Origin of the sequence: Opitutus terrae PB90-1 (assembly GCF_000019965.1) — a bacterium.
Lineage (GTDB): Bacteria > Verrucomicrobiota > Verrucomicrobiia > Opitutales > Opitutaceae > Opitutus > Opitutus terrae.
Window position 1 is genome coordinate 2,390,943 of sequence record NC_010571.1, and the last position, 14,522, is coordinate 2,405,464.

The 14,522-nt window shown below is 65.9% G+C and carries 12 protein-coding genes; 8 read left to right on the top strand and 4 right to left on the bottom strand.

The genetic code is table 11. From position 1 onward, the window contains the following. Nucleotides 1-8: 8 nt before the first annotated feature. On the bottom strand, nucleotides 9-1,379 hold the full coding sequence (locus OTER_RS09650; RefSeq protein ID WP_012374724.1) for a sigma-54-dependent transcriptional regulator: 1,371 nt from the start codon (nucleotides 1,377-1,379) through the stop codon (nucleotides 9-11). Nucleotides 1,380-1,410: 31 nt separating this feature from the next. Beyond that, nucleotides 1,411-1,653, bottom strand: coding sequence for a hypothetical protein (locus tag OTER_RS09655; protein ID WP_012374725.1), 243 nt, complete (start codon nucleotides 1,651-1,653; stop codon nucleotides 1,411-1,413). Between the two features lie 279 nt (nucleotides 1,654-1,932). On the opposite strand from OTER_RS09655, the gene OTER_RS09660 reads away from it, so the two are divergent. The 6 genes from OTER_RS09660 to OTER_RS09685 all read left to right on the top strand — a co-directional run bounded on the left by OTER_RS09660 (nucleotide 1,933) and on the right by OTER_RS09685 (nucleotide 9,446). Next, a complete protein-coding gene (locus tag OTER_RS09660) occupies nucleotides 1,933-4,353 on the top strand; it encodes an ABC transporter permease (RefSeq protein WP_012374726.1) in 2,421 nt (806 codons plus the stop codon). Between the two features lie 132 nt (nucleotides 4,354-4,485). Further along, nucleotides 4,486-5,334 (top strand): polysaccharide deacetylase family protein, encoded by an 849-nt coding sequence (locus tag OTER_RS09665; RefSeq protein ID WP_012374727.1) that lies wholly within the window; start codon nucleotides 4,486-4,488, stop codon nucleotides 5,332-5,334. A 174-nt stretch (nucleotides 5,335-5,508) separates the two neighbouring features. Beyond that, nucleotides 5,509-5,766: a hypothetical protein gene (locus tag OTER_RS09670; protein ID WP_012374728.1), complete on the top strand. Its 258-nt coding sequence runs from the start codon at nucleotides 5,509-5,511 to the stop codon at nucleotides 5,764-5,766. 110 nt (nucleotides 5,767-5,876) lie between these two features. Further along, a complete protein-coding gene (locus OTER_RS09675) occupies nucleotides 5,877-6,803 on the top strand; it encodes a DUF4097 family beta strand repeat-containing protein (RefSeq protein WP_012374729.1) in 927 nt (308 codons plus the stop codon). A gap of 227 nt (nucleotides 6,804-7,030) precedes the next feature. Next, nucleotides 7,031-8,548, top strand: coding sequence for a carboxypeptidase M32 (locus tag OTER_RS09680; RefSeq protein WP_012374730.1), 1,518 nt, complete (start codon nucleotides 7,031-7,033; stop codon nucleotides 8,546-8,548). 85 nt (nucleotides 8,549-8,633) lie between these two features. Next, nucleotides 8,634-9,446 carry a TatD family hydrolase gene (locus tag OTER_RS09685; RefSeq protein ID WP_012374731.1) on the top strand — a complete coding sequence of 271 codons (813 nt, stop codon included), beginning with the start codon at nucleotides 8,634-8,636 and terminating at the stop codon, nucleotides 9,444-9,446. A 20-nt stretch (nucleotides 9,447-9,466) separates the two neighbouring features. Here OTER_RS09685 and OTER_RS09690 read toward each other — a convergent pair whose 3' ends face one another. Continuing rightward, nucleotides 9,467-9,766 carry an HPr family phosphocarrier protein gene (locus OTER_RS09690; RefSeq protein WP_012374732.1) on the bottom strand — a complete coding sequence of 100 codons (300 nt, stop codon included), beginning with the start codon at nucleotides 9,764-9,766 and terminating at the stop codon, nucleotides 9,467-9,469. Nucleotides 9,767-9,843: 77 nt separating this feature from the next. Between OTER_RS09690 and kdsB the strand changes: the two genes are divergently transcribed. Together kdsB and OTER_RS09700 are read left to right on the top strand one after the other, a co-directional pair. Next, nucleotides 9,844-10,605 (top strand): 3-deoxy-manno-octulosonate cytidylyltransferase, encoded by a 762-nt coding sequence (gene kdsB, locus OTER_RS09695; RefSeq protein ID WP_012374733.1) that lies wholly within the window; start codon nucleotides 9,844-9,846, stop codon nucleotides 10,603-10,605. A 124-nt stretch (nucleotides 10,606-10,729) separates the two neighbouring features. Next, a complete protein-coding gene (locus OTER_RS09700; protein WP_044891683.1) occupies nucleotides 10,730-13,159 on the top strand; it encodes a PAS domain-containing hybrid sensor histidine kinase/response regulator in 2,430 nt (809 codons plus the stop codon). Between the two features lie 78 nt (nucleotides 13,160-13,237). On the opposite strand, the gene carA is transcribed toward OTER_RS09700, so the two are convergent. Continuing rightward, complete coding sequence (gene carA / locus OTER_RS09705) at nucleotides 13,238-14,410, bottom strand: glutamine-hydrolyzing carbamoyl-phosphate synthase small subunit (protein ID WP_012374735.1); 1,173 nt, start codon at nucleotides 14,408-14,410, stop codon at nucleotides 13,238-13,240. Nucleotides 14,411-14,522 lie beyond the last annotated feature (112 nt).

Genomic DNA, 14,522 nt, shown 5'->3' on the forward strand with positions numbered 1-14,522 from the left:
GATAGCGCTCACAGCCCGTACTTTTCCAGCCGGCGGTAGAAGGCGCTGCGGCTGAGGCCGAGCTCTTCGGCGGCGCGACGGGCGTTACCGTCGCAACGCGCGAGGGTCTTCTTGATCAAATACGCTTCGACTTCCTCGATGCTCATCTCGTCGAGCCGCGGCGTGGCATCGCGACCGACGGTGAGCCCGAGATCGGGTGCGCGGACGACCTTGCCCTGCGCCATCAACACGCCGCGCTCGACCGCGTGATCGAGCTCGCGGACGTTGCCGGGCCAGCCGTAGTCGCGCATCGCCTGCACGGCGGCTTCGTCGAAGCCGGTGACGGGCTTCCGGTAACGCTCGACGTGCGATTTTAGGAAATGCTGAGCGAGCAACTCGATGTCCTCGCGCCGCTCGCGCAGCGGGGGAAGATGAAGGTGGATCGTGTTCAGCCGGAACAGCAGATCCTGGCGGAATTTTCCGGCGGCGACTTCCGCGGGCAGATCGGAGTTGGTGGCGGAGATCAGCCGGACACTCGCGTGATACGTGCGCGAGGAGCCGACGCGCTCGAACTCGCCCGTCTCGATCGTGCGCAGCAGCTTCGCCTGCTGGCTCATCGGAATGTTGCCGATCTCGTCCATGAACAGCGTGCCGCCGTCGGCGAGTTCGAACCGGCCGGCGCGGTCGTTCTTCGCGTCGGTGAACGCGCCGCGGACGTGGCCGAAGAGTTCGCTTTCGAACACGCCCTCGGGCAGTCCGCCCATGTTGACCGAGATGAAAGGTTTGCCGGCCCGGCGCGAAACGGAGTGCAGCGCCTGCGCGACGATGCCCTTGCCAGTGCCGTTTTCGCCGGTGATCAGGATGTTCGCGTCGGACGGACCCACGCGGGCGATGACATCGAGCACGGGACGCATCGCGGCGGATTGCGCGATGAGCGTCGGGCCGCCTTTGCCGCGGAGCAGTTGATTTTCCTCCTGCAACCGCTGGTAGGCGCGGACGGCGCTGCCGAGCGCGATCTGGTTCTTGACGATCGCGAGCAGCCGCGGGTTGTCCCAGGGCTTGGTGATGAAGTCGCGCGCGCCGCGGCGCATCGCTTCGACCGCGACGTCGACGCTGGCCCAGGCGGTCATGACGACAACGGGCAGCGAGCCGTCGATCGCTTGGACCTTGTTGAGCAGATCGAGCCCTTCCTGACCGGACGTCGTATCGCGCGTGTAGTTGAGGTCCATCAGGACCAGCGCGAAATCCTTGGCCTCAATCGCCTTGATGACGGCGGCGGGCGACTTGACGGCCTCGATCTGGTAGCCCTCCGATTTGAGGAGGAGGCGGAGGGCTTCGAGGACATCGGGCTGGTCGTCAGCGATGAGGATGCGGGACGCTGGAGAGTCCGGGGGTAGCATGGGCAGAGTCACGAAGCAGGGCGGAGGCGAGTCAAGCGGCGAGGCGGAGGACCTCGCACGCAGCGCTGTGGCCGCAACGGGCGCGGGCCATCGTGATCCGCGAGCGGCGCGAATAGTCGGCAACCGAGATCAGGCCGAGCAGCACGAGGGAAAAGAGTCCGATCAGCGTGCCGCCATCGAGCGCGGAGAGGATGCGGATGTTAAAGAACTCGGCGATCGCGAGGCAGGGAACGGAGATCGCGGCGAGGAGGGCGAGGGTCTTGGAGGATTTCATGGGAGGTGTGGTTTTGTGTGGTTGGGATTGTGGGTGGTGCGAATGCTTTTGCACGGTCCGTGCCAACTGTTCCAAACCCGAGTAAGTCATTGATCGACAGCGTGTGGTGGCCGAGACGCGTTTTTCGGGCGCCCGAAGTTTCTTCCGCACGTGGGAGCCGGACTTCCCAAAAATGGGATCGGCTGCGCGTGGAGTGGAGTGGCCCCATCGAAATGCCGGCGGAGTGGTTCTACCGCGGGCGAAAGGGCAGTGAGAGGATGGGGCGAATCCTTTGTCGCCATGACTGATCTTCGTTTTGCGCTGCGCCAGCTGAGGAAATCGCCGGGCTACACTACGATCGCGGTGCTCACGCTCGCGCTCGGGATTGGGCTGAACACCTCGATCTTCAGCGTGCTGAACCTGCTGCTGTTGGCGCCGCTGCCGTATCCACAATCTGAACGGCTCGTGCGCATTTACGCGAAGACCCCGCAGTCGGATGCGTGGGGACTCACGCCGGTGGCTTACTACACGTTGCGCGACGCGAACCCACAGTTCGGCCTGATGGGCGGTTTCCTCTGGTGGGGGGCCACGCTCACTGAGCCGGACCGGCCGGCCGAGGTGCTGGTGTCGATGCGCGTATCGCCGGAGCTGCTGCCGACGCTCGCGGTGCCGCCGCTGCTTGGGCGGTGGTTCACGCGCGAGGAGGACCTGCCGGGCAGCCCGGTGATCATCGTCAGCGAGTCGCTCTGGCGACGCTGGTTCAATAGCGACCCGGACGTGATCGGCCGGAGCGTGCGCGTGGACGGGCAGGCGGTGACGATCGTCGGCGTGATGCCGGCCAGCATGGCGGCGCCGATCGTTTTCGGCGACGTGGATTTCATCCGGCCGATGGGCCTGACGACCGCAGAGCGTACCAGCCGCGTGGAGCACTGGATGCACCTGGTGGCGCGGCTGCGGCCGGGGCAGTCGCTGGCGGCGGCCCGGGCGGAGATGGATGCGCTCGCGATCCGGTTGCAGCGCGAACATCCGGAAGATTTCGCCCAGCTGGAGTTCAACGTGCTGCCGCTGCACGCTTCGGGGGTGGATCTGGGTAGCCGGCAGGTGACGTGGCTGTCGCTGGGGCTGGCGGCGTTCGTGCTGGCGATCGCCTGTGCGAATCTGGCGAATCTCCAGCTGGTGCGGGCGAGCGGACGCACACGGGAGTATGCGGTGCGGGCGGCGTTGGGGGCGTCGCGGGTGCATTTGCTGCGGCCGCTGCTGTGGGAAGGAGCGGTGGTCTCGCTCGCGGGAGGCGTAGCCGGGCTGGTGGTGGCGCGGGTGTGCAACGGCTGGATCGGCGCGCACGTGGTGTTCAACAACACGCATGTGGGCCACGCGCTGCCGCTCGACGGCCGCGTGTTGGCGTTCGCGACGATCGCGTCGCTGATAACCGGACTCGCCTCAGCCACAGCGCCGGCGTGGTGGATTGCGCGGGGTGCGCCGGGAGCGGCGTTGAAGGAGCAGGGACGCGGCGCGACGGCGAGTCGTGGACAGCAAACGCTGCGGCGCGGGCTGGTGGTGGCGGAGTTCGCGCTGGCGCTGGTGTTGCTGGCCGGGGCTGGGCTGATGTTGGGCGGGCTGAATCGCTTTCTGCATCGAGACATCGGCTGGCGACCGGAAGGCATCGTGCACGGGTATGTGCCGACGCAAACGCCGGGGTATGCCCGGGACGATGCGGTGGTGCATCGATTTTACGAACGCGTGCTCGAGCGGATGCGCGAACTGCCGGGGGTGCAGTCGGCGACTTTTTCATGGGAGTTGCCGATTGCGGGGTACAACAGCGCGCGGCGATTCGTGGTCGACGGCCGGCCGGCGGCGCAAGCGGGCGACGAGCCGGTGGCGTTTTTCAACGGCGCGTTTCCCGGCTATTTCGAAACACTCGACATCGCGCTGCTCGCCGGGCGCGACTTCACGCGGCACGACGGGGCGGACGCGCCGCGCGTCGCGATCGTGAATGAATCCCTCGCGCGCGCGTTCTGGCCGGGCGAGAGTGCGCTGGGTCGGCGCGTGAGCTGGGGCCCGCTGGACGCGCCGGTGTGGCTGGAAATCGTGGGCGTCGTGCGCGACGTGCAGTTCCCGGGCACGCTGACGCGGCCGGTGACGCAGTTCCAAGTTTATGTGCCCTGCGCGCAGGAAGTGTGGCGGTGGGGGGCGTTTGCGCTGCGGACCAAGGTGGCACCCGAGGCGATGGTCGAATCGATGCGGCGCGTCGTGGCTGAGGTGGATCGGGAAATTCCGATGTGGGAGCCGCGCGCGATGACGACCGAGATCGACCGGCGGCTGGCGAACTCGACGTTGATCGGTCAGCTGCTCGGGGGAGTGGCCGTGCTGGGGCTCTTGCTCGCGGCGCTCGGAATTTATGGGGTGATTGCCCAGACCGTGGTGCAGCGCACGCCCGAGATTGGTGTGCGACTGGCGCTGGGGGCGGACGCGCGCGCGATTTATCGGCTCGTGCTCGGCTCGGGGCTGAGACTCGCGGTTGCGGGCGTGGCGTGCGGGACGATCGGCGCGTATTTCGTGAGCCGGGTGCTGGCAAACCGGATGCCAGAGCTGCCGCCGCCGGGCGGAGCCGTGCCGTTCGGGGCGATCGTCGCGCTGCTCGGCGCCGCGCTCGCCGCGTGCTGGCTGCCGGCGCGCCGGGCGATGCGCGTGGATCCGGTGATCGCGCTGCGCTCGGAGTAGAATGCGCGAAGCCGAGGAGACTAACAGGATATCGATCGACACGGGTGTGTCGGCGGCATTTGGATGCGCATCATGCGTTGCTCCATCCCGGCCGGTTCGCACCGAGGCCGCGTCGCAGGATGCGTTGTCGTCATGCTGGGCTGCCTCCTGGGTGGATTCTCGGCGCTCGGTCGCACCGAACCGGGACCGAATGCGGTGGAGAAAGCCGCAGCCGATGTGTGGCCGAACGGCGCGGCGTGTGCGGTGTCGCTAAGCTACGACGACGCGGTGCCCGTGCATCATCAGCGCGTGGCGCCCTTGCTGGAGCAGCACGGGCTGCGAGGGACGTTTTACCTCCTGGTGCGAGCCATCGACAATGTTGACGCCTGGAAAGCGGTCGCGGCGCACGGGCACGAACTAGGCAATCACTCGCTATTCCATCCCTGCCGGCGCGATGCAGGGAACGCGGGTTGGCTGGCGAAGCACTACGATCTCGCGGATTACACGCCGGGACGGTGGCGCGACGAACTCGCGGTGGCCAACGCGTTTCTCGCGTTGCTCGATGGCGGCAAGCCGCGCACGTTCGGCAACACCTGCACGCACCTGACGATTGGCCGCGGTGCGCAAGAGCAGCCCATGGATCCAATCCTCGCGGAGCTGTTTGTTGCGGCGCGTGGCAACATCACCCACCGGCTTGTCGATCCGGCGCATCCGGCTTTCACTCGGCTGGGACACTACGTGGGCGACGGCAAGACGTTCGCGCAACTGCGGCAGGAGATTGAAGCGGCCCGCGCGCAAGGCGGCTGGATCATCTACATGTTCCATGGCGTCGGCGCGGGCACGCACAACTTGTATGTCGACGACGAGGAGCATCGGCAGCTGATCGAGTGGCTGGATCGGGAGCGCGGCTCGATCTGGACGGCGCCCGTGGTGGAGGTGGCCCGACATCTCCAAGCTGCGGGCGGACGTAGCGCTGCGCAACCGCAGCGATCAGGCCGGTGATCACGAGCTAGATGTGAGGTGGTCGTCGTAGAGGTCACTCCCCGGACCAAACAGCTGGCAGACTTCGAGGGCGCACCAACGTGCGCCCCTACAAAGGGGAGAGTTGCGGAAAGGCCGCGGAGCGCGGTTGGTGCTCGCTTCGGCGGCGGGCGTGTGTAACTCGTGCCGGCCCGCATGAGCTCGAATCCGCCCAATCCTTTGCAGCAGCTGGTCCAATGGCTGGTGGCGAACACGCGCTTTCCGGCCAGCCGGCTCGATGCGAAGAGCGAGGCGATGCTGTGCATGGCGCGACTGGCTGAGGCGGAGGAAGCGGCGGCCGGCGACCGTTTTCTGATCCAGCGGCGCGACGGGGCGAAGGATGCGGCGTTGCGGGCGCACACGCTGCGGCGCTCGCTCGTGCACTTTAAGTGTGACAACAGCGCGAAGGTGTAGGCGGTCGGGCAGCGCGGCGGTGGACCGCGGAGACTTGACAGAGCCGGCTCGCGGGGCTGGACCGTTGGTGTAACTTCCGGGCACCTATCCGGGTTGTAGCGCCATCGCCTATGAAACCTCACACCCTTCTGATCGCGGCCGGGTTGCTGGCCGTTGTCCCCGTTTCCGCGTCGGCCAAAATCGAGCGCGTGATCGAAAAGACCTTTGCCGTGCAGCCCGGTGAGATGCTGCGGGTCGAAACCCAGGGCGGCAACATTCGCGTGCAGACCGCCGACGACAACAAAGTCACGGTCGTTGCCACGGAGCGGATCAAGGCGAGTTCGGAAGCTGAGGCCGACGAATTGCTCAAAAATCTCGAAATGACGATTGAGCAGGACGGCGAAGGCGTGCTGGCCAAGGCGAAGTACGAAAAACGCATGTGGGGTTCGCTGCCCGTCCAGGTGGATTTCACCGTCACCGTCCCGCGCCGGTACAACGCGAATCTCCGCACCTCGGGTGGCAACGTGAAGCTGGGCGATCTCGACGGGCGCGTCGAAGCGCGCACCTCGGGCGGCGACATCGGCTTGGGCAAGATTTCCGGCGACATCGCGGCGCACACCTCCGGCGGCAATGTCACGCTGGAAGAAGGCGGCGGTCGCGTGAAGCTCGGCACGTCGGGCGGCAACGTTCGCGTCGAACGTGCAGTGGGTGAAACCGATCTCAATACCTCGGGTGGCAACATCGAGGTGAAATCCGTTGAAGGCCAGGTGACGGCCGGGACGAGCGGCGGCGACGTGCGGGCTGGCATCAACGGCGCGCTGAAGGGCGATTGCGTGTTGAAGACCTCGGGCGGGAATGTCCGCGCGGTGGTGGATCGCACGGTCGGATTCCAGCTCGACGCTTCGACCAGCGGCGGCTCGGTGCATGCGGAAGGGCTCACCATTACGATCGACAAGGGCGGCGCCGGGCGCAGCCGGCTTTCTGGCAAGGTCAACGGCGGCGGGCCGTTGTTGAAGCTGCACACCAGCGGCGGCGACGTGGTTATCGAGACGCAGTAAGCGGCGATCGCAGCCGACTGCGATCGATGTTGGGCGGGGTCGCCTGACCCCGCCGTGAATGTGGTGCCGTGTTGGGGGCGGGGTCGGGAGACCCCGCCCTACAAAATACCGCGGCGGAGCGGCGGCGGGATCGGGAGATCCCGCCGTGCAAGAATGCAGGGGTGCGCACGACAGGCAGCGACACGGAACGCGCTGGCGTCGGGCGTCGCTCACGTTTCAGTGGGCGCATGACACGCGACGATGCCTATGCGGGGCTGATCGGCCGGTTGAAGCGGGTGTATCTGCTCGGCAGCGTCAGCGAACTGCTCGCTTGGGACGAGCAGGTCAACCTGCCGCCCGACAGCGCGGATCAGCGGGCTGAGCAACATGCCGTGCTCGCGGAAACCACCCACGCGGCGGCGAGCGATCCGCGGATCGGGGAGCTGCTGGAATTGCTCGACTCGGATGGCGGGCCAGCCCGCCGGGACGGTGGGCTCTACCCTGATCGGCAAGCCGTGCTGCACCAGGCGCGGCGCGACTACGATCGCGCGACGAAGCTGCCGGCGGAATTCGTGCGCGAAAAAGCGGCGCAGGGGAGCCGCGGCTATCACGTGTGGGCCCACGCCAAGCGCGAATCCGACTTCGCGAGCTACGCGCCCGTGCTGGAAAAGAATCTCGAGCTCGCGCAGCGCGAGGCGGCGTATCTCGGCTGGGGCGACCGGCCGTATGATGCGATGATCGACAAGAACGATCCGGGACTTTCGGCCGAGTTCATCGCCCCGCTCTTCGCGGAGCTGAAACGCGAGCTGGCGCCGCTGGCGGCGGAGATCGCGCACTCGCCGGTGAAACCGCAGCGCGGCCTGTTGCACGGATTCCCGGTGGAGGCGCAGCGGCAGTTGCTGCGCGAGGTGACGGAGCGGATCGGATTCGATTACGGGCGCGGACGGATCGACGTGTCGCTGCATCCGTTCTGCCTCGGCACGGGCGCGGACGTGCGGATGACGACGCGATTCAAGGAGGACGAGCCGTTGGATTCGCTGTTCAGCGCGATTCACGAAACCGGTCACGGGCTTTACGAGCAGGGCTTGCCGCGCGAGCATTATGGCACGGCGCTCGGGATGCACGCGGGCATGGCGGTGCACGAGTCGCAAAGCCGGCTGTGGGAAAACCAGGTCGGCCGGAGCCGCGGGTTCTGGCGCTTCTTCGAGCCGCGGCTGCGGGAGCTGTTCCCGGAGCAAACGCGCGGTGTGAGCGCCGACGCGCTGTATCTGGCGATTAACGCCGTGAAGCCGACGCCGATCCGGATCGAAGCGGACGAAGTCACTTACAATCTGCACATCATCCTGCGTTTCGAATTGGAGCGGAAACTCTTCGCGGGCGAGCTGGCGGTGCGCGATCTGCCTGACGCGTGGCGGGAAGCGGCGCGCGAGTTGTTGGGGCTGGTACCGGCGAACGACCGCGAAGGCGTGCTGCAGGACGTGCATTGGAGCGACGGCTCGTTCGGCTATTTCCCGAGCTATTGCCTCGGCAACATGATGGCGGCGCAGCTGTGGGCGCACGTGCGCAGGCTGCGCCCGGGGCTGGAGGAAGAGTTCGCGCGCGGCGAATTCGGCTGGTTGCTCGATTGGTTGCGGCGCGAGGTGCACGCGCAGGGCCGGCGCTATGCGATGCCGGAACTCGTGCGGCGAATCACCGGCGAGGAGTTCTCGCCGCGATTCCTCGTGGATTATCTGCGGGAGCGCTACGGCGCGCTGTACCTCCGATAATTCATTCTCGTTCTCGTAATCGTTCTCGTTCTCGATGAGTTCTAGAACGAGAAAGAGAACGAAGAACGAAAACGATTGAAGCACCATGGGGCTCATCGACACCCACACGCACCTCGAGTCATTCGCCCGCCACCGCACGCTGCCGGAAATCCTGGCGCGGGCGCAAACTGCCGGGCTGGAGGCGATGATCACGATTGGCACCTCGCCGGAGGATTGGGGGCTCTATCGCCGGCTCGCCGCGGAGAATCCGGGCTTTGTCCACTACACGGTCGGGCTGCATCCGTGCGCGGTCGATGGCGATTGGGAGACGGCGATGGCGAAGGAGGAGAGTTTTTGGAGCCCGACTGACGGCGGAACCGGTCCGCTGCCGGTGGCGCTGGGCGAGATCGGGCTGGACCGGTTTCATTTGCCGAAGGAACCGGATGCGGCGGCGGAGCTCTTCGCGCAGCAGCGCGCGGCGTTTGCGGCGGGGCTGGCGATCGCGAAGCGGCTGGATACGCGCGTGGTGGTCCACTCCCGCGGGGCGTTTCAGGAATGCGTCGAGATGATCGATGCGAGCGGCGTCGACTGGCGGAAGGTGGTGTTTCATTGTTTCACCGAGAGCGAGCCGGAGATGGCCGAGCTGATCCGGCGGGGCGGCCGCGGGTCGTTCACCGGCGTGGTGACCTACAAGAGCGCCGGCAACGTGCGGGCCGCGGCCAAGGCCCAGGGCCTCGAGCGGATGATGGTCGAGACCGACGCGCCCTATCTCACGCCGATGCCGCATCGCGGAAAACCCAACGAGCCGGCTTACGTGCGGTTGACGGCGGAGTATTGCGCGCGCGAGGTGTTTGGCGTGGCGGACGAGGAATTCGCCCGCATCACCTCGGCGAACGCGCGGGAGTTTTTCGGGCTGTAGGTTTTCGCGGCGCGAAAACCTCAGGCCTCGTCGAACTTGCGCGCGAAAAGCTGCTCGAGCTCGTTGAGCATCGCGGCGGCGTCCTCGCCGGAGGCGATGAACCGCACCAGGGAGCCTTTGCCGGCGGCGAGCATCATCAAGCCCATGATGCTTTTGCCGTTCACCTGTTCCTCGTCTTTTTCGACGAACACGTCCGCTTTGTAGCGATTGGTGATGCGGACGATCATGGCGGCGGGGCGGGCGTGAATGCCCATCTTGTTCTGCACGACGAGCTCTTTGGTGAGCTGTTGAGCGGAAGGGGTGGCGTCGCCTTTATTCATGAACAGAAAAGACCGGCGTAAATCCGGGAAGCCGGCGTGGCTTGCAACCTAAAAACCCGGGTTCAGTGTGCAAGTGAATGCCTAAAACTGCGATCATCGTCCCGTGCCGGCTCGAATCGACGCGTTTCCCGCGCAAATTGCTGCATCCGATCCAGGGACGGCCGCTGGTACTCTGGGTGGCGGCGCGGATCGCGCGCGAGGCGCCGGAGTACGCGCTTCACTTCGCGGTGGATCATGAACTTCTGCGCGAATGTCTCGCGGGCGCCGGATTTCAGACGATCATGACCGACGGTGCGCATCAGAGCGGCACCGACCGGATCGCGGAGGCGAATCGCACCGTGCGGGCCGAGCAGGTGATCAACGTGCAGGCCGACGAACCGATGGTCACCGGAGCGCAAATCCGGGCGCTCGCCGGACTGCTCGAGGGCGGCGCGGCGATGGCGACACTGGTCACGCCGTTCAAGCGCGTCGTGGATTTCTACAATCCGAATCAAGTGAAAGTCGTGATGCGGCAGGATGGCCGCGCGCTGTATTTCTCGCGATCGCGGATGCCGTTTTCGCGCGATCTCGGGCTGACGATCGACGACGCCTGGGTGCAGGCGAATCCATGCTACAAGCATCTCGGACTCTACGCTTATCGCGCGGACCTGCTCGAAAACCTCGCGAAGCTGTCGGTCGGTCGCTACGAGCAGATCGAAAAGCTCGAACAGCTGCGCGTGCTGGAGAATGGCTACGACATCGCGTGCGCCGTGACGCAGGATCCGATGGTGGGCATCGACACGGCGGAGGACGCAAAAGCGTTCGAGACGCTGCTGAGCGAAGCGGGTCGACCCGCGTAGTTCCGGACGGGGGAGGGCGACTGGAACGGGTTGGCGGAGCGTCGTTTGCTTTCAGATCTTGCTCAAGGTGCGCGGGTGGCGTGCCGTAGTGTAAATTCCCCACCTGATGCCCAGTCTCAACCCCATGATCCTTTGGATCGCGGCGTTGGTCGTCGCGTTTTGCGCCGGCTTTGCCGCGGCATGGTGGCATTTCCGCCGAGAGCGGAACGTTTTTGTCCAGGAGCTGCGCTCGTTGTGGGAGCGGTTGGATGCGATTTTCTACCGCTCGCCGCTAGCGATCAGTTTGTGCGAGCCGGACCAGGAAGGCCGTGGTGTGCGGCTGGTTGACTGCAACGAGCAATCCTGCGCGTTGCGCGGCGGTTCGCGGGACCAGGTGCTCGGGCGGGAATTCCAGCCGGCGGTGAATGGCGACGCCGCGGCGATGAGTGCCTGGCTGCGGTCGCCACAGCCGGGCGCAGTCTGGCGGGGCGAAACGTTGCTGCGACGGACCGGCGGCGACGACGTGCCGATCGCGTATGTCTGGTCGTGGGTGGAGATCGGCGGCCGGCAGCTTGTGCTGGCCGTCGAACGTGACGTCACGGAGCAGCGACGGGCGGAAGCAGCGTGGAAGGATAGCGAGCAGCGTTTCCGGCAAATCGTGGCGAGCGCCAACTGCCTCTTGTGGAAAGCGCGGGTGCGCGAGATCGACGGGAAGCTGGCTTGGTCCTTCCAGGTTCCGATGTCGGCGCTGCGCCTGCGATTATTTGAAGCGGCCGAACTGCCGGCGACGGAGAAGGATCTCTGGGGCCCGTGTAATATCCCCGAGATCGAGGACATGCACCGGCTCAGCTGGGCCGCGCTGCATGCCGATGCGCCGAGCTACCGGCAGGAGTTTCGGATCGTCACCGCACGCGAGACACTCTGGTTGCACGAGCAGGTGGAGATCGAGCGGGTGAACGCGACGGAATGGAATCTGGTGGGCGTGGTGATGGACATCACGCGGCTGAAGGAGGCCGAGTCGGCGACCCGCGTCAGCGAGGAGCGGAATCAGCTCGTGCTGCAGGCCTCGAACGACGGCATCTGGGACTACGACGTGGTCGCCCACCGGCTGGAGGCGAGCGAACGGTGCCGGACGATGCTGGGCTTGTCCGCGAGTGAGATGCCGACGACCGCGGAAGGCTGGCGGGGGCTGATCCATCCCGACGATCTGCCCGTGGAGAAAGCGGCTTGGGAAAAGCACCGCGGCACGGGCGAGCCGTGCGTCTATCAGGCCCGGTTTCGCCACCACGATGGGTCGTGGTGCTGGCTGCTCGTCGGCGTGATCACGGTCACCGACGAAGCCGGCAATCTCACGCGGGTCGTTGGCAGCCACACGGACATCACGGATCTGAAGCGGCGCGACGGTGAACTGCAGCAGAGCCGGCGGCTGCGGGCAATCGGCGAGCTGGTGGGAGGGATCGCGCACGAGTTCAACAATCTGCTCACGCCGATGCTGCTGCAGACGACGATGATTCGCGATGGGATCGCGCCGGCGGGACCGGTGGGCGATCAGTTGAAACCAGTGATCGCGGCGATCACGGAAGCGCGTGATCTGACCCAGCGGATCCTGACGTTTGGCCGGCGTGCCTCAGTGAATCCGGAGACGCTGGATTTCGTGGCCGTGGTGAACGACAACCTGGAATTGCTGCGCCACACGATCGACCGGCGCGTCCGAATCGAGCTGCAGCCGACGCCAAAGGCGCGCTGGATCCTGCAGAATCGCACGGATGTGGCGCAGATCGTGATCAACCTGGTGTTGAACGCGCGCGACACGCTGCTGGAGAAGGCGGCACGACACGCGCCCCCGGGCTGGTCGCCGCTGATCCACGTGGAGTTCGCCGATGGCGCGCGTCCGCCGGCGGGCAGTCGCTCGCCGCACGAAGCGGCATCCGTATATCACCAACTTACGGTGCGCGACAACGGCATGGGCATGGCGGACGAAGTGCGGGAGCGCATTTTCGAACCGTTTTATACCACGAAGGAAGTCGGCCAGGGCACCGGGCTCGGGCTCGCGACCGTGTGGCACCTGATCAAGACGATGGGCGGCCGGGTCGAGGTGGAGACGCAGGTCGGTCATGGTAGTGCGTTTCACGTGCTGCTGCCGGCCACCGCCGCGCCCGCCGACAAACCAGGCCTGCCGCCGGCGATCGCGCACACGATGCTGCCCGGTCGCACCGCGCGCGTGCTCCTGGCCGATGACCAGCCGCAGGTGGCCGCGACGCTCAGCCGGATTCTCCAGCGTTGGGGACACAACGTGACCGTCGCCTGTGATGGCGGCGCCGCGCTGCGGATGCTCGCGACGCCGGGCAATCACTACGACCTCTGCATCACCGACGTGAACATGCCGGGCGCGACGGGCTTCGAGGTGGCGCGCTCGATCCGCGAGCGGTCGCTGCGGATGAAGGTGGTGATTGTCGGCGGTTATCTCACGCCGCAGGTCCGACGAACGCTGACCGAATTGAACATCGATGCGATGGTGCCGAAGCCGTTCACGATGGACGACATTGCCGCCGCGATGCGCGTGTGCGGGTGGTAGCGCGCGGCAAATGCAGCTGCGACGGTGACGGCGCGAACCACGACGCGAGCCGTGGGCTACAGACGGTCTTCCGCGGGCTCAGATCTTCCCGGCTTTGCGCGCGGCGACCAGATTGTAGAAATCGATGAAGAGCGGATCGGCGTCGTTCGGGCCGGGCGCGGCTTCGGGGTGATATTGCACGCTGAAGACCGGCAGCGAGGTGTGGCGCAGCCCCTCGACGGTCTGGTCGTTGAGATTGATCTCGGTGACCTTCGCGCCGCGCTGCTCGATCGATTTCGGATCGGTGGCAAAACCATGGTTCTGCGCGGTGATCGACACTTTGCCCGTCTCCAGGTTTTTGACCGGCTGATTGCCGCCGCGGTGGCCGAACTTGAGCTTGTACGTTTCGCCGCCGAGCGCGTGCGTGATCATCTGGTGGCCGAGACAGATGCCGAACACGGGGTAGTCGGGCAGCAGACCGGTGACGGTTTTATGCAGGTAGCGCAGCGCTGCGGGATCGCCGGGGCCGTTGGAGAGAAACACCGCGTCCGGATTTTGCTCGCGGATCTGTTCGAGCGTGGAGGTGGACGGGAACACCTGCACGTCGAAGCCGTGTCGGACGAGCTTGCGGAAGATCGAGTGCTTCGCGCCGTAGTCGAACGCGGCGACGCGGAACTTGCGGCTCGGAACCGCCGGCGCGTTCATCGTCGTGCCCACCGGCAGGTAAGGCTCGTTGTAGTTCGCCGCCGCGTCGGGCTGCCAGAGGTAGGGCTGCGCGCAGGTGACGTCCTTCACATAATCGCTGCCAGCCATGTCCTGCCACTCGCGGGCGCGCCGGACGGCTTCGTCGTCGCTGATCGGCAGCGTCGAAAGGCAGCACTTCATCGCGCCATCGACGCGCAGCTTCTTGGTCAGCGCGCGGGTGTCGATCTCACTGAGCCCGGGGATGCCGTTTTTGGCGAGATAGTCGGAAAGCGAAATCGTGGCGCGCCAGTTGGAAACCACCGGCGAAAGCTCGCGGACGACGAGCCCGGCGCATTTCGGTCCGCTCGATTCCTCATCTTCCGGCGTGAGCCCGTAGTTGCCGATTTGCACCGCGGTCATCGTTACAATCTGACCGAAATACGACGGGTCAGTGATGATCTCCTGATACCCGGTCATCGAGGTGTTGAAGACGCATTCGCCGGCGATTGTCGCCTCGGCGCCAAAAGCGAGACCGCGATACACTGTGCCATCTTCGAGGGCGAGGACTCCGGGCTTGGATGAGGACATTAAAGCCCGACGAAAAGACCTCGCCCCAAGGGTGCCAAGGGGAAACGTGCGACTGACGAGGAAACCGGTAAAAACAGGAAAAGAAAAAGCCCGGACGCCGTTTGACAGGGGG